22 protein-coding genes are annotated in these 23,507 nt (G+C 40.8%); 5 read left to right on the forward strand and 17 right to left on the reverse strand.

Annotation, left to right across the window (positions count from 1 at the left end; genetic code table 11):
* Positions 1-225: 225 nt before the first annotated feature.
* Complete coding sequence (locus PQ460_RS21650; RefSeq protein WP_274171139.1) at positions 226-3,246, reverse strand: ATP-binding protein; 3,021 nt, start codon at positions 3,244-3,246, stop codon at positions 226-228.
* Positions 3,246-3,635, reverse strand: a complete 390-nt coding sequence (locus PQ460_RS21655) for a response regulator transcription factor (RefSeq protein ID WP_273614630.1) — start codon at positions 3,633-3,635, stop codon at positions 3,246-3,248. The genes PQ460_RS21650 and PQ460_RS21655 overlap by 1 nt, the downstream gene beginning before the upstream one ends.
* A 270-nt stretch (positions 3,636-3,905) precedes the next feature.
* On the opposite strand from PQ460_RS21655, the gene PQ460_RS21660 reads away from it, so the two are divergent.
* Positions 3,906-4,406 (forward strand): CcdC family protein, encoded by a 501-nt coding sequence (locus tag PQ460_RS21660; RefSeq protein WP_273614629.1) that lies wholly within the window; start codon positions 3,906-3,908, stop codon positions 4,404-4,406.
* Between the two features lie 110 nt (positions 4,407-4,516).
* Here the strand turns inward: PQ460_RS21660 and PQ460_RS21665 are convergent, their stop codons facing one another.
* Positions 4,517-5,530, reverse strand: coding sequence for an NADP-dependent oxidoreductase (locus PQ460_RS21665; RefSeq protein ID WP_273614628.1), 1,014 nt, complete (start codon positions 5,528-5,530; stop codon positions 4,517-4,519).
* A 267-nt stretch (positions 5,531-5,797) separates the two neighbouring features.
* On the opposite strand from PQ460_RS21665, the gene PQ460_RS21670 reads away from it, so the two are divergent.
* Positions 5,798-6,778 (forward strand): L-lactate dehydrogenase, encoded by a 981-nt coding sequence (locus PQ460_RS21670; protein WP_274171140.1) that lies wholly within the window; start codon positions 5,798-5,800, stop codon positions 6,776-6,778.
* A 158-nt stretch (positions 6,779-6,936) separates the two neighbouring features.
* On the opposite strand, the gene PQ460_RS21675 is transcribed toward PQ460_RS21670, so the two are convergent.
* The 7 genes from PQ460_RS21675 to PQ460_RS21705 form a co-directional block, all read right to left on the reverse strand.
* Positions 6,937-7,701: an alpha/beta hydrolase gene (locus PQ460_RS21675; RefSeq protein WP_273614626.1), complete on the reverse strand. Its 765-nt coding sequence runs from the start codon at positions 7,699-7,701 to the stop codon at positions 6,937-6,939.
* A 171-nt stretch (positions 7,702-7,872) separates the two neighbouring features.
* Positions 7,873-8,907: a metallophosphoesterase family protein gene (locus PQ460_RS21680; RefSeq protein WP_274171141.1), complete on the reverse strand. Its 1,035-nt coding sequence runs from the start codon at positions 8,905-8,907 to the stop codon at positions 7,873-7,875.
* Positions 8,904-9,236 (reverse strand): DMT family transporter, encoded by a 333-nt coding sequence (locus PQ460_RS21685; RefSeq protein WP_274171142.1) that lies wholly within the window; start codon positions 9,234-9,236, stop codon positions 8,904-8,906. The genes PQ460_RS21680 and PQ460_RS21685 overlap by 4 nt, the downstream gene beginning before the upstream one ends.
* Positions 9,233-10,093, reverse strand: coding sequence for an HAD family hydrolase (locus PQ460_RS21690; RefSeq protein ID WP_274171143.1), 861 nt, complete (start codon positions 10,091-10,093; stop codon positions 9,233-9,235). The genes PQ460_RS21685 and PQ460_RS21690 overlap by 4 nt, the downstream gene beginning before the upstream one ends.
* A 209-nt stretch (positions 10,094-10,302) precedes the next feature.
* Positions 10,303-11,595: an ABC transporter substrate-binding protein gene (locus PQ460_RS21695; protein ID WP_274172990.1), complete on the reverse strand. Its 1,293-nt coding sequence runs from the start codon at positions 11,593-11,595 to the stop codon at positions 10,303-10,305.
* Between the two features lie 305 nt (positions 11,596-11,900).
* Positions 11,901-12,680, reverse strand: a complete 780-nt coding sequence (locus PQ460_RS21700; protein WP_274172991.1) for a carbohydrate ABC transporter permease — start codon at positions 12,678-12,680, stop codon at positions 11,901-11,903.
* A 179-nt stretch (positions 12,681-12,859) separates the two neighbouring features.
* Positions 12,860-13,693, reverse strand: coding sequence for a carbohydrate ABC transporter permease (locus PQ460_RS21705; protein WP_443147223.1), 834 nt, complete (start codon positions 13,691-13,693; stop codon positions 12,860-12,862).
* A gap of 241 nt (positions 13,694-13,934) precedes the next feature.
* On the opposite strand from PQ460_RS21705, the gene PQ460_RS21710 reads away from it, so the two are divergent.
* Complete coding sequence (locus tag PQ460_RS21710; protein ID WP_274171145.1) at positions 13,935-14,504, forward strand: GbsR/MarR family transcriptional regulator; 570 nt, start codon at positions 13,935-13,937, stop codon at positions 14,502-14,504.
* A 218-nt stretch (positions 14,505-14,722) separates the two neighbouring features.
* On the opposite strand, the gene PQ460_RS21715 is transcribed toward PQ460_RS21710, so the two are convergent.
* From PQ460_RS21715 to zwf, 6 genes are all read right to left on the reverse strand, one after another.
* Positions 14,723-15,187 carry a universal stress protein gene (locus PQ460_RS21715; protein WP_274171146.1) on the reverse strand — a complete coding sequence of 155 codons (465 nt, stop codon included), beginning with the start codon at positions 15,185-15,187 and terminating at the stop codon, positions 14,723-14,725.
* A gap of 55 nt (positions 15,188-15,242) precedes the next feature.
* A complete protein-coding gene (locus tag PQ460_RS21720) occupies positions 15,243-16,457 on the reverse strand; it encodes an MFS transporter (RefSeq protein ID WP_273614624.1) in 1,215 nt (404 codons plus the stop codon).
* A gap of 26 nt (positions 16,458-16,483) precedes the next feature.
* Positions 16,484-16,903 (reverse strand): MerR family transcriptional regulator, encoded by a 420-nt coding sequence (locus PQ460_RS21725; RefSeq protein WP_273614623.1) that lies wholly within the window; start codon positions 16,901-16,903, stop codon positions 16,484-16,486.
* 387 nt (positions 16,904-17,290) lie between these two features.
* Positions 17,291-17,419, reverse strand: coding sequence for a hypothetical protein (locus PQ460_RS21730; protein WP_274171147.1), 129 nt, complete (start codon positions 17,417-17,419; stop codon positions 17,291-17,293).
* A gap of 183 nt (positions 17,420-17,602) precedes the next feature.
* The gene (gnd, locus tag PQ460_RS21735; protein ID WP_069329580.1) at positions 17,603-18,499 is read right to left on the reverse strand and encodes a phosphogluconate dehydrogenase (NAD(+)-dependent, decarboxylating); all 897 of its coding nucleotides are present in this window, start codon (positions 18,497-18,499) and stop codon (positions 17,603-17,605) included.
* Positions 18,500-18,665: 166 nt separating this feature from the next.
* A complete protein-coding gene (gene zwf, locus PQ460_RS21740) occupies positions 18,666-20,162 on the reverse strand; it encodes a glucose-6-phosphate dehydrogenase (protein ID WP_274171148.1) in 1,497 nt (498 codons plus the stop codon).
* A gap of 449 nt (positions 20,163-20,611) precedes the next feature.
* Between zwf and PQ460_RS21745 the strand changes: the two genes are divergently transcribed.
* Complete coding sequence (locus PQ460_RS21745) at positions 20,612-21,097, forward strand: MarR family winged helix-turn-helix transcriptional regulator (protein WP_273614621.1); 486 nt, start codon at positions 20,612-20,614, stop codon at positions 21,095-21,097.
* Between the two features lie 76 nt (positions 21,098-21,173).
* Here PQ460_RS21745 and PQ460_RS21750 read toward each other — a convergent pair whose 3' ends face one another.
* A complete protein-coding gene (locus PQ460_RS21750; protein ID WP_273614620.1) occupies positions 21,174-21,779 on the reverse strand; it encodes a TetR/AcrR family transcriptional regulator in 606 nt (201 codons plus the stop codon).
* Positions 21,780-22,035: 256 nt separating this feature from the next.
* Between PQ460_RS21750 and PQ460_RS21755 the strand changes: the two genes are divergently transcribed.
* The gene (locus PQ460_RS21755) at positions 22,036-23,337 is read left to right on the forward strand and encodes an aldehyde dehydrogenase (RefSeq protein WP_274171149.1); all 1,302 of its coding nucleotides are present in this window, start codon (positions 22,036-22,038) and stop codon (positions 23,335-23,337) included.
* Positions 23,338-23,507: the final 170 nt, after the last annotated feature.

Here is a 23,507-nt window from a genome sequence, read left to right on the forward strand (position 1 = left end):
TAATTTCAAGGTTATATCGCTAAATAAATTTAAATCATGATGCATTTAAGCGAAATAAATCGGTTGTTATATGTAGTATTGCGATAATATCATATAAAATGAATAGAGTAAATCATAACTATAAATAGCTCATAACAAAAACACCTTCATACTTCAGTCGCTGTAGATCTACTTCATCATGTTCAGTCGACGTTACAAGCAGAAGGTGTTTGTATCATTTACAGATTACTCTTGAGGCGGGGTATCTTCTTTAATCCAATCCACTTGAATAAAATCTTCATTAAGTTGTAATTCAGCTTCGCCAAGTCCATTTTTTTGCAAAGTTGTTTTGACAGTATCTTCATTTTGCATCGCTACAACCAATCCTGTACTTTTCGTATCACTATGGATTAAGTTCATCCCTAACTCTAACAACCGTTCTACACTAAATGGCTTTTGTAAATAGCGCTCATTCGATGTCTCGGCATAATTGTCCGGTTGATCTAATGCTGATGAGATAATCACAGGCACATGACGATACGCTTTGTCATTTTTGAGCGCTTGAATAAAGTCCCATCCATTTTGCGAACCATGTAGCTGTACATCCACCAGACACAATAAAGGCGGTTGCTGACTATACTCCAGAGCAAGCAATGCTTCTTCTGCGGTATCCATACGCAAAATTTCGTAATTTTGTTCTTCAAACGTAGCCCCAATCAGACGAGCTAGATTTTCATCGTCTTCCAGTACCACAATTTTGTCATCCAGTGCACGCAGATGGAATTTAGGCAATTTAATATAGAATGTACTGCCTTGACCTAATATAGAGTCGAAATACACTTCTCCGCCTAAGTCTTCTACGATTTCTTTGACAATCGCAAGCCCTAAGCCTGTGCCACCGATCTGACGACGATCTGAATTGTCTACACGATAAAATTTACCAAACATATGAGGCTTGGATTCTTCCGGTATACCCAGACCATAATCTTGGACTGCCGCAATCCAGTGCGTATCTCCATCCACTAAGCGAACATCGACACGTTCTTGCCCCGGTGAATACTTAATCGCATTACTAATCAAATTATGCATAACCTGTGTAATCCGATCACTGTCTGCGCGTACCAGACATACTCCTTCAGGTACATCAATTCCAATCGTATATCCTTGTTTGTTATCCCATTGTTTGGCTACACTTTGCACAATCGGATTCAGATCAAACGGAACCAGTGTATAATTTTGCTTGCCTGATTCCATCCGTTGGAGATCCAGAAAATCACTGATTAGATTGGATAAGCGATTAGCTTCTCCATGTATCGTTTCCATATATTTTTTCGCTTTTTCCGGTTTGACTTCACGATGAAGTAGTATCTCTACAAATCCCAGAATACTTGCCAGCGGAGTTCGTAGTTCATGCGAGACAATACTTACAAATTCATTTTTCAATTGATCCGCTTGTTCTTCTTCGGTACGGTCGCGGAATACAAATAGATGATAATTTTCTAAATTCATACCTTTGATCATATTCATATACATTTCCATATAATAAATAGATCCGTCACGTCCTTGGAGAGAGAACTGCGTTTTCCACTCTTTGCTTTCTTCAGTCAGCAACTGCTGAATCTGCTCGCTCAACATTGTGTGTTCTACTGTATGATGATCCAGATATTCTGTGAGTGAGGTAATATTAGCTCCTGTGATCAGTTCTGGATTCACACGACTTACCTGTTGATTGCAAAATGAAATCGTCCCTTGTGGATCGCAAAGTACCAAGCCTTCATGCAGAGAATCGATAATTTGCTGAATCGTATCCCGTTGTTGCTTGAGCATCCGTTTTTCCAGTTCCAATTCTGTATTAAGTTCTTCCAGACGAACACTTTGCTTGCGCCGCTCTTCACTTGCGAGTTGCGCTTGATATGCCAGTCCAAATTGTCCGATTAATCCTTCTGTCATCAATTTATCTTTGATATGCACCATTAGACTACCGTACGTTGTAAACAGCACAAACCCAAGCACATTCATTTCTTCATTAAAAATAGGATAATAATGATCGTCTGCACGTTCATATCCTTGATGAACTCCTTTTTCTTCGGTGCTGAGAGTACGGCTACGAACAATAGGAGACTTTTCTTCTAATACTTGTAATGCGGGCCCAAATAAATGATCAATAGCTTCTCCATGTATCGTATGTGGCCATCCAATCGAATACATCATGCGTGACGAAGCAGGGTTGCCAATCTCATCTTGAATAACAAGCATTAGAGCATCATGACGTGTCGCTTGCATCAACGCACGCAGACTGCTTTCTAAAAAGTCATTCATCTGCGCAAAACCGGTTAGCTTTTCTTGATACGAATTGATCCATTGTAACTGTGTCTCACGCTCGGTCAACCGTTCCAAGATCGTTTCCTGCTCTTGTTGTTGCATCATAATTTCTTCATTCTGAGCTTCCAACTCGTCGTGTTGTTCTCCCATTTGGCGCAGACTTTCTTCCAGTTCTTGATGGCGTTCTTTCAACTGATCACTCATATGATTAATACCAGCAACAAGCCCACCAATCTCGTCCTGCGAAAAGGTATTTTCTAAATGAATATATTCCCCTTTACTTATCCGCTCTACTGCTTGCTCCATCTGGGCGATCGGATGAATAATCGATTTGCGTAAATAACGAATCAATATAACAGCAGTTCCCAGTCCTAACAAAATCAACACCAACGGTACAAACAGGATCAAAGAATTGATACGTTTACTTTTGGCAATCAGATCGTTCACTTCTTGGCGTTCAATCTGCATTAACCGATCTAACTCGCTATTGACCGATTGCACCAGAGAAGTAGTGATCGTCTGTGAAATACGATTGATTTCAGTTTGATTATTTTGCTGTTTGAGTGCTTGCATCACTGGAAAATAGCTAAAGTATTCTGTGCTTTTGCGTGATAATTCATCCAGACGTGAATCTTCGGTCTGAGCTTTTTTAAATGTATCCAAACGCTTTACAAATTGATCGCGACTTGTCTCGGCTTCCAATAAAAATTCATTGCGATCATAAGCCAGATATGCCCGAAAATCAGACACTGCTGTACGATAATCTTCATCCATATCTTGAATCTGATTTTGCTGATTAAGATGTGTATTAATATCATTGGTAATATCTGCGGTCTGTTGCTTAAAAAACCATTCGACAGCAAAAATGATAATGCCAAACACCAAAAAAAGAACAATCGTCCATAAAGCGACCCGGCGTGCCAGACCCCCGCGGGCTGGATTCATTATTCATCGCCTCCACTGGCTGACAGTAATTCTTCGGCTGCATCCATCAATTGTAGCGGGCTAAATGGCTTGGACATATATAGAGATACTCCTGCTTGCTCCGCACGAATCCGATCTTTCTCCTGTGCTTTGGCTGTCAGTAAAATAACAGGCTTCTTCGCATTGACTCCGCCACTTTGACGTAACCATTCGCATACTTCGATCCCTGTAGCTTCAGGCATCATATAATCCAAAATAACAAGGTCAAAAGGGTGACTGGATAGTTTGTCTTGAGCTTGCTTACCATCTTCTGCTTCGATCACATTGTACCCTTCATCTTCCAACGTTTCTTGTAGCAAAAATCGTAAAGCTGGTTCATCTTCTGCGATTAAAATTTGATATGTTGTCATTTCACTGTATTCCCCTTTGGTGTAACAGATTATCGAACATGATACAGATCTGCCGAGCGAGTATACTTTGATTTATCTTCTCTACATTTTACTATATTTTACTATTTCGACAAAACAGCTTTTTATTGTTGTAGGTCTTTCACACTATAAGTAAAATTTTAACAAAATAGACCACTTTACAGACTTTGATAACAACGATCACGACTGGTAATATGATATAATGAAAGCGTAATTCCATTTTAATTGCAGAAGAGGGGTTTGACCTTTATTATGCTACAATTTAGTCCCTCATTTTTACAGATCGGATCAACTGTAGGTCTGTTAGTGATTGCGATAACCGCTATTCTGGTACGTTCTCGTACTAATCACAGACCGGTCAATGCCAAAAAAATTCTGATCCCGCCTATGGGAATGAGTACTGGTTTTTTTATGTTTGTTGTGGCTGATTTTCGGGTGTCCTGGATATGGGCTTTAGGCGCTTTTTTAGCCGGATGGTTTATTTTTTCGTATCCGTTAATTCGCGGTACCAAGTTTGAACGATCTGGTACAGATATCGTTGTGCAACGCTCCAAAAGTTTTCTGTTTATTTTAATTGGTCTATTAATGATCCGTTTACTGTTACACCGATTTATCGAGCAGTATATTTCGATTCCACAAACAGCAGGCGTGTTTTTTATTCTGGCTTTTGGCACACTATTACATTGGAGAATATCGATGTACCGTCAATATCGCAAAATGACATCAGATTCTGCTATTCCGTTGTCTAAATAATCTATATCAACACATAAAAAACCGACTTCTACAAAATAGAAGCCGGTTTTTTGATATATTTATATATTGTTTTGCAGATTGTATTATTTTATAGATGATCTAGTATATGATTAATCAGTCACTTTAACCAATTGTTTACCTAGATTTTCACCGCTAAATAATCCGATAAAGGCTTGCGGTGTATTTTCAAAACCTTCTATTACATTTTCGCGATATTTCAGCTTGCCTTCTTTTACCCAGCTACCCATTTCTTTCAATCCTTCGGCTGCGTCAGCTGCATAATCACCAACTAAGAATCCTTTAAGCAATACTGTCCGTTTGAGCAAAGTAGGTTGGATACGTGGGCCGATATCTGGTTTCTCATTGTTATATAGAGAAATCTGTCCGCATAATGGAATACGTGCATTGGTATTAAGTAGATCAATAACAGCATCCGAGATTTCACCACCGACATTATCAAAATAAATATCGACACCATCTGGGCAAGCTTCTTCCAATGCTTCACGCACAGGCTTCTCGTCTTTATAGTTAATTACAGCATCAAATCCAAGTTCATCTAATAGATAGCGGTTTTTCTCCTCTGAACCTGAGATACCTACTACACGACAACCTTTGATTTTACCAATCTGTCCTACTAACATCCCTACAGCACCACCTGCACCGGAGACAACTAGCGTCTCGCCTGGTTGTGGATTACCGATACGAAGTGTACCAAAGTAAGCAGTAAGTCCAGGCATACCTAGTACACCGACAGCTGTAGAGATTGGAGCCAGTTCTGGATCGACTTTGCGACAAGTGTCTGCATCGACAACAGCATATCGCTGCCATCCCCATCCACCGACTACAATATCGCCTTCTTGATAACGAGAATCGTTACTTTGCAACACTTTACCGATAGAACCGCCACTAACAGGTTCATTTAGAGCATAAGAAGCAGCATAAGACTTCGCTTCACTCATTCGTCCTCTCATATAAGGATCGACTGATATATATAACGTCTGAATTTGCAATTGACCTTCTTTAGCGTCCTCTAGTGGTTGCTGATCGATCGTAAAGTTTTCTGCAGTTGGCACACCTTTTGGACGGCTTGCCAGTAGAATACGTTCATTTTGAATAGTAGACATTATTTATTCCTCCTTGTTTTGCTTACTATTTGTTATTACCCTTAAACGACTATTGTATCGCGTATTCACACTTTTATCACATTCTATTCATTTCAAATAAATATTAAGTTAAGTTTCATGACACATCTGTTAATAAGAAGCAAAATAAAGTACTATTATAAGTGATCATGAATAGTTAATTGACATTGAAATGCACTTTAGTTGTATTTTATTAAATATAGATCAGCCAATATTACATTGTATATGAAAAAGAGCAGGAGGTTAGCTATGCGTAGAAAATCAAGAAAAGTGGCTATCGTAGGCGCTGGAATGGTAGGAGCAGGTTGTGCGTATTCGATGATTAATCAATCTATCGGTGATGAGATTATGATGATCGGACGTACTCATGAACGTGCAGTAGCCCAAGCATTGGATTTGTCACATTGTATGGAATTCACCTCTCACCGTACCAAAGTCTATGCAGGTACATTGCAAGATTGTGGAGATATGGATATTGTGATTATTACTGCCGGAGCTAATCCGATACCCGGGCAAAATAACCGGATGAATATTTTGCATGAGACTGCCGCGATTGCTCGCGAAATTACAGAACCAATTGTCGCGAGTGGATTTAACGGTGTATTTATTGTCGCGGCTAACCCTGTAGATGTGATTACTCATCTCGTATGGCAAATTTCAGGCTTTCCACGTGAACGTGTGATCGGAACAGGTACATCGATCGATTCTTCTCGCCTCAAAACGCTACTTTCTGATGTGTTTTCGATCGATCCACGCAGTGTACATGGATATGCACTTGGAGAACATGGAGAATCTCAATTTGTCGCATGGTCACATGTTACGATTGGCGGTAAGCCGTTATTGCATATTTTGGATCAACATACCGCTCGTTTTCCTGATCTGAATCTGGATGATATCGCTCGCAAAACCAAAGATGCAGGCTGGGAGATTTTTACCCGCAAAGGCAATACACAATTCGGTATCGGCAATGCGCTTGCATATATCGCCCGTTCGATTCTTAATGATGAACAACGGATTATTGCTGTTTCTTCTATATTAGAAGGAGAATACGGACAATATGATGTCTGTGCAGGTGTACCTGCCATTATCGGTGGCGAAGGCATCAAAGAAATTATCGAACTTCAACTGACTGCGGAAGAGCAGACCAAATTTGAATACTCTTGTCAGCAGATTCGTAATGGTATTGAAGCTGTTCTACCAGTGATCATTCCTAATAGCGATGTTGTCTAAAATGTCGTCTAAGTCATAACAAACTAATCTGCTCACTCTAAATCGTTATCAACTACCCATATCAAAAAAAGAGCTATACTTCTGAATAATCAGATCGTATAGCTCTTTTGCTGGTATTAGATATTCATTTATACAGCTATATTACATATTCTTTCTTCTTACTCTCCCGAACTCGACGCTGCATCCCACTCTAGACTTTCCAGAAATCGATATACATCTTCAAATACCAGATCATGTTGCTTGTCCATCGTCAGAATATGACCGGATTGGTCATACCATTTCAGCTCCTTGATCGGCATAGTCAGATCTTCATAAATAATCCGGGCACTCTCTAGATAAAGGTCTTCATCAAGCTCACCCTGCATAATCATGGTCGGTGCAGAGATACGCTTTACCTGACTAGCGGTAGAGGATATTAGTTTACGTAATTGATCCAGACTGTGCAGAGGTTCTTCAGCTAGCTCTATCAGTTCCTTCTCAATCTGTGTCTCTTCTTTGCCTTCGATAGACTTGAACCAGCGGGCATATTCCAGTACCCGTCTGAGAATATCTTCATTGTCTTTTTCACGTATAGGTGCACACATCGAGACGATAGCTTTGGCAGGAAATAGAGTACCCAGTCGCAGGGAGAATACACCGCCCAGTGATACACCAACTACAGCGATCTCTTCATACCCTTCCTGCTCTAGATATTCATAACCGTCTACAGCACTTTTCCACCATTCCGAAGGTTTGGTGTGTAGCAGTTCTTCTGGAGTACTGCCGTGTCCTTTATACAGCGGGCCATGACAGGTATACCCTCTATCATTCAGGAAACGTCCCAGTTTGCGGACATGCAGTGTATTGCCAGTATATCCATGTAGCAGTAGAGCAGCCCTTGCTCCTCCGCGATATGTAAATGACTGAGGGGGAACCAGTTTCATCTGATCATCTCTCCAATTCTATTTTCTCTATATTATAAACAGAATGACTGCTCTAAAAGCAGAACCAGAAGTAAGAATACCATATTTACTATCAGTAGCCTAATCCGCAGTATACAGATCAGAAGTCCTCGTCAATGTTAGTTATCCTACTTCTGGAGAGAGATTACTGTCTTATTCTGTTACTGCGATATCATCGGAATAAGTCACTATATAGTCTGCTTCATCAATCCATGTACCTGTTACAAAGTTCCTTCCGCGGACTTGTACATGATGCTCATAAATATCCACCTCGTATCCTTCGCTTCCTTCCAGATATTCATCCTCATCCGTCCACAGATAAGCGACCGAAGAAGCATTGAACATCGTAGGTAGCTTGCCTTGTCCATCATACATAGTATGCGGTGCTCCCAACTGCCAGTGCGTATGTCCGGTAAACAAAATCACATGTGGATATGCAGATAATATATGGCGTAGCAGCTCATCTTGATCTACCCCGTACCAGCCCTGCTGTTCCAATGAACCCGCCACCGTATTGATCAAAGGCTGATGCAGAAACAGAAAGATCGGTCGCTCCTGTGAAGACTGTTCTGCCAGCTTGCGATCAAGCCAATCCAACTGTTCCTGCGTCAAATGACAGTCTTTGGACAACGGCTTTTCGGTGCCGATAAAAATGAAGTGATAACCACCGATCCAATGATCATGATAAGAACCGTCTGTGTCTGTAGCTTCATTAAAATTACCAATCCTCCGCTGCCACAGTTGCTGCGAAGCTATATCCTTTTTTTCTGGCAGAGAAGATTCAGCACCTATTTGCGCCTGATATTGCTCCCATAATTCCAGCAGTTGCTTCCCCTTCAATCCGGTCAATTCCTGCGGTGCTTCTTCCCAAATAAAATCGCCCACATCATGATTTCCCATCGTAAAAAAGAAAGGGGGTAGCTGATCACAATACTTTTCCCATATCCGGTGCATTTCCCAGTATTCTGCTTCCAGACCGTGATCGGTCACATCTCCTACATGCATAACGCCGAGACTATCGCCGCCGCGCCGAGCAATATCTGCCAGTGCCCTGTCCCAGTGAAGATTGTGAATATGTTGCGGATCTTCTGTCACATGCGTATCTGTAATGACCTGAAAGCTAGCCAGCCGTTGTCCGAAATTATGGTTGGCTGGCTGTACAGCAGGATTATTTTCCAAAGGCTTCATTGTGCATCACTCCATTTCAATCCGATAATTCCAACAATAATCAGTACTATCCAGCAGACCGATGCTGTTCTTAGACGCTCTCCAAAAAAGTAATATCCAGCAATACTGATCAATGTAATTCCCACACCAGACCAGATCGCATAAGCAATGCTAATCGGCATATAACGTACTGCATAATTCAACAGGGTAAAGCTAGCTCCGTAACAGACAAACATTAATACCGACGGCACAATACGACTGAACCCATCCGACATTTTCATCATAATCGTACCGGTTAACTCCAGCACAATCGCCAGCAGAAGCAGAATCCAGCCTGCATTGCCTGTCATTCCTGTACTCCTTCATGCTCAAGCAACTGGGTAAAGGAGAAAATAACAGCGTCCGCAGACTGACTAGCTACACCTGTACCTATACCGATCGCGATTGCACAGTCCGCTGCTCTAGCCATCTGCATATCGCCATTCGTATCGCCAATCACTGCTGTCTGATCCGGTGTAATACCGAGTTCCTCGCAGGCTAGTAGTATCATATCGGCAAATGGCTTGCCTTGCAATACGCGATCATTGCCCACAATTACTTCAAAATAATCTACCATGCCCATCCATTCCAGATGCTTGCGGGCACTGTCTGTATCATCTGCGGTTACCACGCCAAGCCGTATTCCTTTTTCCCTGCACTGATCCAGAAATTCTCTTACTCCTAGTAGCGGATATGCCGGTCTAGCATGCTCCATAGCCAGATTGGCTTCTTGGATACAACCATGTACGATTGCTTTGGATACCGCCCATGATAATCCGGCACGATAGCCATGCCAGATCAGTACAGCATATACTTCGTCCATCGTACCCATCGCCAGCGGTCCACGAGCATCATAATCGATCATGTGTCCCTGCTCGTCATGTATCGTTCCCCAAATATGAGGAATATCCTCCTGACTGATCGAACAACCATGGTCTGCCAGCCGAAAATGAAACAATCTTATCACTTTGTCAGTCCAGAATCCCCACATACGATTAAAATCAAGTAGTGTACCATCCTTGTCCAGCAACACTGCCTTTATAGATTCAGATTCAAGATTCCAGAGTCGATTATGGATAGAAGCGAGCAGATTCGGTTGCTCTCTTATTGCTCTTATCGATTCTGCGGTTTCTGTGGATTTTGTAGTTTCTCTGCTTACTTCTGCCATGTGTGCATGTCCCTTTCCTGCGTGTAACTGAAGACAGTGCACAGCATTACGCAGCTGCACACTGTCTTTGTTTATTTACTGTAAAATTCAGTAGGAGAACTTTGGAGAAAACATGATCCTGTCAAAGAAATCTGTATATTATTGCTAACATTATTGTATTCTTATCGTCAGTCTGCCTGTTGGCTCAGCGCTTCAGTTCAACAATGCTATTAGCGGCTATTCACCCGATCCAGCTCCTGCTGGGCTTTGACTTTGGCTTCTTGCAGTGCCTGCGTAGCTGGTACATTATTGATCTCTACCTGATCAGCAGCTACTTTGAGTGCATCATTGATTTTGCCACCTGTTGGGTCTTGAAATGGTGCCGATGCATGGGAAGCCTGCTTCAGCGGGACTTCGATCTGTGGATTTTTTTGACTGAATGCTTTGAACTCTGGATCTTGCAGTGCTGATTGACGTACCGCAATATATCCGGTATTCATTGACCATTGTGCTGTATTGGATGCTTTGGAGAAGTAAGTCAGCCATTTGAAGGCTGCTTGCTGTTGCTCTGGACTTGCTTTGGCAGGAATACCTGCCATAATCGCATTCGCAACTGGCTTGCCTTCACCTTTTCCTTCCCAACCCGGCTGTTCCATCGCACCGACAATTTTGAAGTCCAGATCTCCCTGATCTCCACTGGATCCGGTATAACCTGCTGCTTTGTTTTTCATCACATCATCAATCGTTTTGTACCAGTATTCCCATCCCTGTCCACCAGAGTGGATCGTCATGATCTGGTCTTCATGAATCCATTTGCGGAACATGTCCCATGTCTCGATCCATTCCGGTGAATCGATCATAACCGTTTTACCATCATCACTGATTATTTGGCCGCCTTTACTCAGCACAGCATCGATCATATTGTCACTGCCCCACATCGGTTCCCAGCCGTAGAAGATCGTTTTTCCATTTTCTTTTTTGGTCATTTTGGCAGCCGCTGATGCCAGAGATTCCCAGGTAGTCAGACTGGCTGGATCTATTCCGTTAGCTTTGAGCGTATCTTTGCGGTAATACATGATCTGGGTTGTACCGTACATAGGCAGGAAATACTGCTTGCTATCCACCTGTCCTTGCGTTAGAAACGTCTGTACAAAATCGTCTTTCTTAAAATCAGGATCGGTTGCAATAAATTGATCCATCGGTGCATAATAGCCTTTTTTCGCCCACTCTACATTAGAGCTGAGCACAGCGGCAGGCACCTGACCGGAAGCAATAGCTGCTTGTAACTTTTGTTCGGTCTCATCATAGTCTGCCTGTACGATTCCTTTGACGACAACATCCTTTTGTGAAGCATTGAATGCATCGATCGTTTTCTTCATATTATCGCCCAGCTTACCACCGAGTCCGTACCAGAATTCGATCTCTACCGGTCCATTGGATGAAGCGGTAGAGCCTGCTGCACTGGTTGCACTGTTGCTTGGTGATCCGCAAGCTGTAGTTAGCAGGAAGCTAGAGATGACCATTAACGGTAGAACAGATTTCCATTTCAGCAAGGAACGACGCTTGGCTGTACGGCGATGCTCTGTCAGCGATTCCGGATGTATACTAGAGTCAGACTTGTGATCGTTTCTCTCTGCGTGATAACTGTTATTGAGGATGTTGTTAACAGGTTTTTTGACGATCTCTTTTCCGAATAAACGAAATGATTTCATAGTCGTAATCCCTTCTCATATGTAAAATGATTGCCTGTTGTAAAGCATTTTTCAAACTGATCTTGTCTGGTTACATGCAACTGTAATAGCCAATCTGTATGTTTCACAGATTGCTTTTAGTTTTTGTTTACTCCTGCCGACATATTTACACTTTGCATAATCGTTTTCTGAGTAAATAAAAACAGAATCAACAGTGGAGCAATAGTGAACGCACTGGCAGCCATAATTTGCGGCCATTTCAGACCATAGGCTCCCCCTTCCACAAAGAAACTGCGTAGTCCAGCCGATACTAGCTGAAGATCAGGACTCTTGGTAATAAGCATTGGCCAGAAATAATTATTGTACTGCTCGATAAACGTAATCAGCACCATTACTGCAAACGTAGAACGCGCCAGCGGTGTGATGATCGTCCATAGAATCCGGAAATGAGAAGCACCATCAAGCTGCCCTGCCTCTACCAGTTCGTGGGAAATCTGCATAAAGGCTTGCCGGATCAGGAAAATCGAGAATACACTGACACAGTTGGACAGAATCAATCCGGTATAACTGTCCAGTAGCTGTAACTTGCTCAATACCAGATAGCTGGGCAAGTATACGGCTGTACTCGGAATCATATAACCGAGCAGTACGACACCGGTGAACAGCACTTTGAGCCGAAAGCGCATATGAGTCAGCGCATAAGCCATCATGCTGGAATTGATGATCTGTAGCAGAGATATCGCTGCGCCCACGCCGATACTGTTCAGAATATAGCGGGCAAATGGAGCCGCATGCCATGCATCTATATAGTTGCTCCATAGAAACGTCTCCGGCCAAAATGTCGGCGGAAAGCGGAAAATCTCATCATTGGTCTTGAATCCGCTCATCACCATCCAATAAAATGGAAAAGCCATCATCAGACTAATTATAGTCAGTAGCACATAGCGCACTAGCTGGCCTGTATTCCAGCGATAACGAGTCACAGTTATAGGATCGTTGCTTTTGCCTGCTGTTCGCTGACTGTGTGACGCAGATTCATGCCGATCCGGAGTGATTGGCGGATAGGATGTCTCCTTTTTTTCTGCTCGTGTCATATTCACTGGTAATGCACCATCTTTCGCCCGATCAGGAAAGAACATCCCGACAACAGCACACAGATTAGAATAATTACTACAGCCACAGAAGAAGCCTCCCCTACATTAAATGCCTCAAAAGCAGATTGATAATACAGATACAGCAGTGTACGCGTTGAACCTGCCGGCCCGCCTTGTGTCATTACATTGATCTGATCATAAGCTTGCAGAGACTGAATCGTTAGGATCACTGCAAGGAAAAAGGTTGTTGGCGAGATCAGTGGCAAGGTAATATGCCGGAAACTTCTCCATGCACCAGCTCCATCTATTGAAGCTGCTTCCAGCAGATCCGATGGAAGATTACGCAAAGCCACCAGATAGAAGATCATCGCCCAGCCGACCGATTTCCACAGCGTAACGATCAGGATAGCTATAAGTGCCCAGTGCGAATCTTGTAGCCAGCCGATTCCTGCTATACCAAACCAGCTCAGTACATGGTTCGCATAACCTACATCTGGCTGAAAAATCCATGACCAGACAATAGATACAGCGACAGTCGGCGTTACCCATGGAGAGAAAATAAAAGCACGGTATATGCCTGACGTACGAAGTTTGCTGTTCATCAGCAAAGCCAGTAGCAAGCCGCCTACCATAATCGGAATAACACTGCCTAGTCCAAACAATGCTGTTACTTTCAGCGCCTGATAAAATTCGGGATTGGTCAGCAGGTACCGATAATTATCCAGTCCGACAAACAGCTTGTCCGGACTCATAAAATCCCAGTCCGTAAAGCTCAGATAAAATATGTATCCAAGAGGGCCTAGCCAGAATACCAGTAGCGGAATCACAGCCGGCATAGTAAACAGCAATGCCTCGGCCTCTCGGAATATTCTCGTTTTCAATACATCCACTCCTGTGTTCAATTTTTCTTTAATTGTTGTCTTCATTTGTTCTTTTTCGTGTTATTATATGTTCTGTACAAAAAATATTGTACAATCAAATTCACATTGATGAGTTATCACAGTGTAAAAACATTGGTGATTCATGTAAAATTTATTAATTTCACCGGAAATAAATTACATATTATGAGGTGACATAATGGAAAAGGAAATAAATGAGATATCCAGCGAACCCTCCCGTTCCAGACAGCAAGAGCTTCGCGCAGACATGATTGAGGCGATTGCTCAGACGATGGATCTGTATGGAGTGAATCATTCCTTCGGTCAGTTATATGGCGTTATGTACTTTGAAGATCGTCCAATGACCCTTGAAGAGATGAAAAACGATATGAATATGAGTAAAAGCAATATGAGTTATGCTGTCCGCTCTCTAATGGAGTCACGCATGATCAACAAGCTGGACGAGAAGCGCGACCGCAAAGATCAATATCAAGCAGAAACCGATTATTTTCGTACATTCCAGAACTTTTTTGGTAGTCGATTGCAACGGGAGATCGATGTAATGACCGCTTCTATGGAAGAAGTTATTCCCAAGCTATCGGAAATCATCCTTTCCCGGCATACAACAGCCGAAGAAAGGGAAAGCTGTCTTCGTGATCTGCATAAGTTGCAACATGCTCAGCAGTATTATAAATGGCTACAACATTTTGTAAGCGAACTGCAAGCAGGTTCTTATTTCCCATCTTCTACTCAGCCACAAAATGAGTAATCCAGTAGATCGGTAATAAAATAGTATTGAAGCTATTCTACCTGTGATCATTGCTAAAACGATACTATCTAAGATGTTGGCTAGTTTATAACCAATCTATCTGCTTACTCCATATCGTTATACATTTCATATACCAAAAAAAGAGCTATACTTCTGAATAATCAGATCGTATAGCTCTTTTGCTTGTATTGCATATTTATCTATTTGTATTCTGTTTGTTATTTTACAGTCAATACCGGACAGTTCGCATGCTGGATCACTTTGTGACTGACACTACCGAGAAATAATTCAGACATTTTACTCATTCCTCTAGTTCCCATCACGATTAGATCGTAATTTTGGCTATTCGCTAAGTCACAAATAATCGTCGCTGGTTCACCTGTCTGGTAATTAATATCATACTGAATACCTGTAGGATCAAGTACCTGACGATAAGGTTCTGTCATTTCATGCCCTTCTTCATTTAACTTAGCATCAACATCAATGCCTAGCGGTGGTTCAGCAACCATCATCACTGGATTGACATGAACTGCTGTAAGTGAAGGTTGGCTCGATAAAGCTTGAATCAATTCGATCGCTTTTTGCAACGCTCGATCTGCGTGCTCTGATCCGTCTACAGCTACTAATATTTTACGAAATACGGAACCGGTCGGCATCTGTTCTTGTGATTGAATATTGGTCATGATTATCCTCTTCCTTCTATTATATAGAATCAAACATTAGATATAGAACCTAAGATTAGTGAGCATGAGATACATCAATATCACGTAAGTGACGACGACGTACAATCAATACCAATACACCGATAAATACCATTAATGCACCAAAGTAAAATGGCATCTGTGCATTGTACCATTCAGATAATTTACCTGCTAACCACGGAGAAGCCGCACCACCTAAGAAACGAACAAAGCTATATGAAGCCGAAGCAACCGAACGTTCTACAGGAGCCGATTCCATAACAGCCGTTGTAATCAACGTATTGTTAATTCCTAAGAAAATACCTGCGACAATAACAGCCACAATAACAGTTGTTGGTGAACCCATAAATGTACCGATACCCATTGCTAACAAATCCAGTGTAAATAGGGTTAACATTACACCCATCGAAGCAGCAAGGTTAAAGCGACTTTGCAATTTAGGGGCTACAAATACAGAAGTAAAAGCAAGCAAGATTCCCCATCCAAAGAATACATAACCAAGTCCATGTTCATCCAAGCCCATGACATAAGGAGAATAAGCCATCAATGTAAAGAAACCAAAGTTATATAAGAAAGCGACAATCGCTAATGTTTTGAGTGCTGGATAGCTAAGTGCTTTGAACGGATCAGCAAGTGAACTGCGTTTAGCTGGTTTTGGAATTTTCGGTAAAACGAATAAAATAAATAAGAAACCAATAACCATCAATACACTAACACCGAAGAAAGGACCTCTCCAAGAGATTGAACCCAATTCTCCACCAAGCAAAGGACCGACTGAAATACCTAGTCCAAGTGCTGCTTCATACAAAATAATCGCTTTGGCTGTACCTGATGTCGATAAGCCCACAATTGCCGATAACGCTGTTGCAATAAATAGCGCATTACCTAATCCCCATCCACCGCGGAAACCAACGATTTGAGCAATCGTATCAGATGCTCCACCTAATGCTGAGAATGCAATAATCAGCAAAATACCACTTAATAATGTCCATTTAACCCCGATCCGACTGGATACAAAACCTGTGATTAACATCGCAAGACCGGTAACCAGATTATAACTGGTGAATAGTAACGATACCTGACTTTTACTTGCATGTAATTGATTAGCGATTGCTGGCAAAATAGGGTCAACTAAACCCAGACCCATAAATGAGATCACACAAGCAAAAGCAACAGCCCAGACTGCTTTAGGTTGAGAAAACAACCCGCCACGTTCAGGCAGTTCTTTTAAAGTTGATGTTTTGGTACTCATATTGATGTATTCCTCCTTGGAAACCATTAATTTAATTTAGCTAATCCTTCTTGAATCCGTTGACGCAATAATTCTGCATCGGCTTTGAACGCATAGATACGGTTTAACTTCTCATCCACCATATGTAGCTGTTGATCTAACGTCTTATTCATTTCGATCAATTGCTGACGACGTTCTTCTTCATCCGTAGTGTTGCGGTATTGCTCGCGCTGATCATTGAGCATCTCGGTTACTTTGACATAATGCTGTAATTCTTGAAGCGAGAAGCCTAGCACATCGCGAGCATTGATAATTTTTTTGAGCCGATCAATATCTGTCTGACTGTATAACCTTGTTCCACCATCACTACGCTGAGGAGAAACAAGCCCAATCTCTTCATAATAGCGAAGTGTACGCTTCGTTAAGTTACAGGCAGTAGCGACTTCATCAATCTTGTAGAGAGTCATCTGTCATCCCTCACTTTGTTTGTACTCATATATCTTTTATATAAAAATAATTACATATAAGTTATGTAACTATAATACTACTATCTCACGTTAACGTCAATGTTATATATCAAATTTATATGTATTTTTTGTTATATATTTTAAAAAGGGAAATCTGTTAGCTAATCTTTATTACGTATCTTATTTTCAAAATTCATTATCATTCAAATTTGTGGATATATTAGATTATTTCGTTTCATTTCAGTATCCTTTTGTGTATACTAGGAATATAAAGAAAGCCTACAGTGGTGGTACACTGTAGGCTGGATCGACAAAACAGGTAGTAAGCAAGACGATGCTACACTGTCAAACAGTATAAGAAAAACCGCCGAATAAGACTTCTACCTCTTAGTCCCGGCGGTTTTTCTTGTGTTTTGCTTTCTTCCAGATTCCGATAACTTTGTTTAATCCAACCATTAAGCTGGTTAACTTGATACCTACATCTAAAAGAATAAGCAATACCTCCAAGTATGACATGGCTTCACCCCCTTTCGGGTTGCATCGCCATATCATTTACCACCGGTACTTTGTCTTTCCTATGATATTGTAGCATATGTAGTACATTAAAATAACTTAAATACGTATAATTAATTTTGGAGATTGAAATATAAAAAAGCGACTCTATAATATAGAGTCGCTTTTATTTTACCAAGCGCTAGATTATTGTTTTTTCTCTACAGCGTGTCCGCCAAATTCGTTACGTAGAGCTGCAACAACTTTACCTGTAAATGTATCGTTGTCTAGAGAACGGTAACGCATTAATAGAGACAATGCGATAACTGGAGTCGCCATTTGTAGATCCATAGCTTCTTCTACTGTCCATTTACCTTCACCAGAAGAATGCATGATTCCTTGAATTTCTTCCAAGTTACCATCTTTTGCAAATGCGTTTTCTGTCAATTCCATTAACCATGAACGAATAACAGAACCATTGTTCCATACGCGTGCTACTTTTTCGTAGTTGAAATCGTACGGGCTTTTCTCTAATACTTCAAATCCTTCACCAATTGCAGCCATCATACCGTATTCGATACCGTTATGAACCATTTTCAAGTAATGACCACTACCTGATTCGCCTGCATACAAGAAGCCATTTTCAACAGAAGTATCGCGGAATACCGGTTCAACTACATCCCAAGCTTCTTTGTCGCCACCAACCATATAACAAGCACCGTTACGAGCACCACTCATACCACCTGAAGTACCTGCATCCATGTAACGAATACCTTTTAATTTCAATTCGTTATAACGACGGATCGATTCTTTATAGTGGGAGTTACCTGCTTCGATCACGATATCATTTTCATTTAACAATGGAGCGATCTCGCCTAGTACGGAATCAACAACACCATGAGGAACCATGATCCATAAGATACGTGGAGATTCTAAGTTAGATACCACTTCTGCTAATGTATATGCTGGTGTTGCACCAAGATCAGCGATTTCTTTTACTGCTTCTTTGTTCAAATCAAATGCAACAACCTCGTGGTTGTGATCCATTAAGTTTTGTCCAAGGTTCATACCCATTTTTCCTAATCCAACTAATCCGATTTTCATTGTGTAACCCTCCGTGTCTTTTTTGTAAAAGTAGTTGTTACTCACTATCCATAAGTCTTTTCTCTATTGATCTATATCTACAAAGCCAAATTTTAGCTTTAGATCACATGTAGAATACGCTCTGTAAAACATATACCAGAGCGTATTACCCATTTTATGGTATCTGTTAAACGACTGCTACAGGAGCAGAAGCTTGAACAGGTTGATCTTTTAACCATTGGAATCCTTCAACAGCAAGCAATTCATTAGAAGCTTCAGGACCATACGTACCTGCTGCATAATGATGAATCGGCAAATCGTTATCAGCAAATGCTTCTAGGATCGGTTGTACCCACTGCCAGGACAATTCAACTTCATCCCAGTGAGCGAAGAATGTAGCATCTCCACGTAGTGCATCATAGATTAACAATTCGTAAGCTTCAGGCTCATTGTCTGATCCTACTTTAAATTCAGCTGTCATTGGCTCAAGACGACCAGTGATGACATTTTTATGATTTAATTGTAGCGTGATTTTTTGATCTGGATTAATGCTGATCACCAACATATTCGGTTGAGCATCACAAGCTACACAGATATCTTCATTTTTCATTACATCTTTAAATTCAATTACGATACGAGTTGATTTCTCTTTCATACGTTTTCCGGTACGAATATAGAAAGGAACCCCTTGCCAAGAGAAATCGTCTACCCATACACGAGCAGCGATAAATGTATCTGTCATCGAACCTGGAGTGATTCCTGGCTCATCTTGATAAGAAGCTAATGCTTTACCATTGCTTTCACCAGCACTATATTGAGCACGTACGATATGTTTGTGCGCATCTTCTTTAGAAATGGAGCGTAAAGACTGAGCGATATGTTTTTTGTGAGAGCGTACATCGTCTACGGTATGACCAGCAGGCAATGTCATTGCAGTCATCATCAACACTTGCAACATATGGTTTTGCATCATATCACGAATCGCACCTGTGTGATCGTAATATCCTGCACGTTCTTCAACACCCACTGTTTCTGCTGCTGTAATCTGTACATTAGCAATATGACGGTTGTTCCAAAGTGCTTGAATCGCTGGATTGGTAGAAGCTAAAGATTCCAAATTTTGCACCATTGGTTTGCCCAAATAGTGATCGATACGGAAAATTTCTTCTTCTGCAAATGTTTTGCTTAATTGTTCATTCAACTGACGAGCAGAAGAAAGATCATGTCCAAATGGTTTTTCGATGATTAGACGTTTCCAACCTGTTGTTGTTCCAAGTCCGCTATCTTTGATATTAGTAGCAATCACTTCAAAGAATTCAGGAGCGACTGACATATAGAACATACGATTTTGCGGAATATTTAATTCAGCTTCACGAGTTTCAACGATTTTGAGCAGTTCTTGATAACCTGCTGTATCATCAACATTTAAGATATGGTAACGAATCGAGCGAAGAAAAGCATCTACAGATTCGCGATTTTCTGGTTTGTTACGTGAAAATTCTTCTAACGCCTGTTCTACGTAAGTTTGGAATGTAGAATCATTGAACGATTTTCTTCCTAAACCAATTACCGAAAAAGCTTCAGGCATTTTGCTATCTACAAACAAGTTATACAAAGCAGGGAAAATTTTACGTTTTGCTAAATCCCCTGTTGAGCCGAACAATACAAAAGTCATTGCTTCCATTCGTTTCTCCTCCAAAGTACCCTACTCCAACACAGTTTCTATTTTATCGTGCGGGTATATTTTATCTACGTGACATGTGGTGTTTTCATTCTTGCTGAAAAGATACGGTTGATATAGCAACTATATCGCCAAAAAATAAACGAGCATTTTTCATTATGTACGACTTTACATAAAAGAAGTCGTTGCATATCCAAATCTCGCTTTAAAGTCAATCCGTCGTTGTGTCTCTTTTGTGACAGACACTGTTTACAAAATCCACAATAGACCTTGTGTCGAACAATGTCAAGGATAAAAATGAAAGTTTCAGAATGAACATTACTTATTCCGTCAATTTATTATCGGTATTTTGCCGCTACTTGTGAATAGCTTCGTTGACAATAACGGTTACAAGTGATAGGCTATTTTTGCACAAAAGGTTGCTATAACAACTAAAACAGTAGGTGAATGATATGCCTTATGACGTAGAAAAGAGTTATACCGTATTGATTCGTGATGTCCATCTAGCGATCTCCGGTCATATTAAAAATAAATTATCCCCATTTAACCTGGCACCCGAGCAAAATTTTATTATGATGCTGTTATGGAAAAAAGATGGCATTACGCAAAATGAAATTGGCGAGCGCTTAGGAAAAGACAAAACCAATATTACGCGCATGATCTCTAATTTAGAAAATAAAGGTTTTGTCCGTAAAATTACATGTACTGATGATCGACGTTGCTTCAAAATTTATCTTACTCCCGCAGGTGCGCAACTTGAAAATGAAGTCTGCCCTGTGATGGAAGAAGTCGGGCAAGAACTGGTAGATGGCATTTCAGCAGAAGAACTGGTTCTACTGCGTCGTCTGCTTACCAAAGTTCGTGATAACGCAAGCACTACGACTGTCGCTAACGATTCAGCAATCACACCACAATCGATAGTTACAGCTCCTCTATAACTGGGAGCTAAATGAATACGGCTGGTAAATCCTCTTTTCACTTCAAAGAGCAGGATTTGCCTTTTTGGTCTGTCTGCTACTTCTCCTCTTCTACATACATACGAATAATCTGAATCGGTCCGCGTGAATTAAGTTCCATCATTTGCTCGGTCATTTTCTCCGGTGTATACGGCATATCATTGTCTAGCCACCAATAAATGACTCCTACATACGCTGATCCAATATAACTAGCGATCACATCTTTATGGACAAATAACTTATCATCGTCAAACCGCGAAAACTTTTGCTCATAAAAAGTAGTGATATACCGCTTCATATACTGGATAAAATTCATACTCGCTTTGCGTTCAAACATCACCCGAAAAAACTCTTTGTATTTGATCACATACTCAAAAATCCTTTTTGCAATATAACGTTGTAGATCGTCTATTGAAGGATTAATAATGGATGCTTCTTTGGCATCGCCAAACAGTTCGCCCAAAATCTCATCTGTAGTTGTATATAATAAATGATCTTTTGTTTCATAATGCAGGTAAAATGTTTTACGGTTTAAGGTGGCAAGATCGGTAATATCTTGAATTGTGATTTGAGCATACGGTTTGCGATCCATCAGATCGATTAACGCATCTTGTAATAAACGGCGTGTACGTCGCACGCGTGGATCTAATTTTTGCTCAGGCATATACGCTTCCCCTTCTCTTCTAATTATCATTGGATAATAAGTAATGCTTCCAACATGTTGCATCTTGTTAACCCTATATACCCACTTTATAGACAAGTGCCGCTTTAGCCACATCTAAAGAAAGTTTGGTTATTGTAACTATAGGATCAATAGCGTATAATTCAATTTAACACAATTTAATATGAAAATTTATTCATATCTATCAAGCCGAATTGGTTTGTTTATTATAAAAACAGATATCAAAGGAGTTTTACACATGACAACAGCACATGAGTTAGTTCAACAACAACGACAATTTTTTAATACAGGTAACACCAAAGATGTTACTTTCCGTATTCAAGCACTGAATCGTCTTAAAAAAGCAATCGAGAAATTTCATCAACCGATTTTGGATGCTTTGAAAAGTGACCTTAACAAATCAGAGCCTGAAGCATTCGGTTCTGAAATTCGTATCGTTTTAGGCGAAATCGACTTTACGTTAGAACATTTAGAGCAATGGGCAGCACCACGTGAAGTACCTACTGCTTCTATTTTGCCAGATTCGTCTAGCTTTATTCATCCAGAACCTTATGGTGTTGCTTTGATCATTGCGCCTTGGAACTATCCTTTCCAATTAGCATTTGGTCCATTGGTTGGTGCGATGGCAGCCGGTAATAGTGCAGTGATCAAACCTTCTGAATTAACACCTGCGGTATCTAAAGTCACTGCTGAATTGATCGCAGATACATTCCCTAGCGAGTATATTGCTGTTATGGAAGGCGAAGTAGAGACTAGCACAGCACTACTCAAAGAAAAATTCGACTATATCTTCTTCACAGGTAGCACAGGCGTAGGTAAAGTGGTGATGAGAGCGGCAGCAGAGCATTTAACACCAGTTACATTAGAATTGGGCGGTAAAAGTCCAAGTATCGTGCACAAAGATGCAAATCTACAAATCGCTGCTCAACGTCTAGCTCGTGGTAAATTCTTAAATGCAGGACAAACTTGTGTAGCACCTGATTATCTATTGGTACATGAAGATGTACGTGAAGAGTTTATTTCTTTATTACAAGCAGAAATCAATGATAAATATACAGAAAATGCAACTCAAAATCCAAACTTCCCGCATATCGTTAATCAACGTAATTTTGATCGACTAGCGAAATTTTTGGAAGATGGCGAGTTCTTAATCGGTGGTCGCTCGATTCGTGAGCAATTGGTTATTGAACCTACATTACTAGGCAATGTCGATTGGAGTTCACCAGTCATGCAAGAAGAAATCTTCGGACCGATCTTGCCAGTTATTGAATACAATGATCTAACTCCTATTTTAGACGAAATCACAAATCGCCCTAAACCACTGGCTCTATACTTGTTCACCAATGATGAAGAAGTACAAGATCAAGTATTCAACACTGTATCTTTCGGTGGCGGTTGTGTTAACGAAACATTATCTCATATGACTTCACACTACCTACCTTTCGGCGGTGTTGGTGATAGCGGTATGGGTTCTTATCACGGACAACAAAGCTTTGAACTATTCTCTCATCACAAAAGTATCCTAAAACGTAATTCTTAATACACTACAGTTACAATGACTATTATTTTGAGATCGTTTATTTTCAACTAAAACAGAATAAAAAGTAATCCTCACAATAGCCAAAGTGATCTTCGTTATAACGGTACATGTTCCTTAGCCATGAACATGACCAGAAGATACTTTGGCTTTTTTCTATATACTTTTTGCTC

Origin of the sequence: Paenibacillus sp. KACC 21273 (assembly GCF_028736095.1) — a bacterium.
In the GTDB taxonomy this organism is placed as follows: domain Bacteria; phylum Bacillota; class Bacilli; order Paenibacillales; family Paenibacillaceae; genus Saccharibacillus; species Saccharibacillus kyungheensis.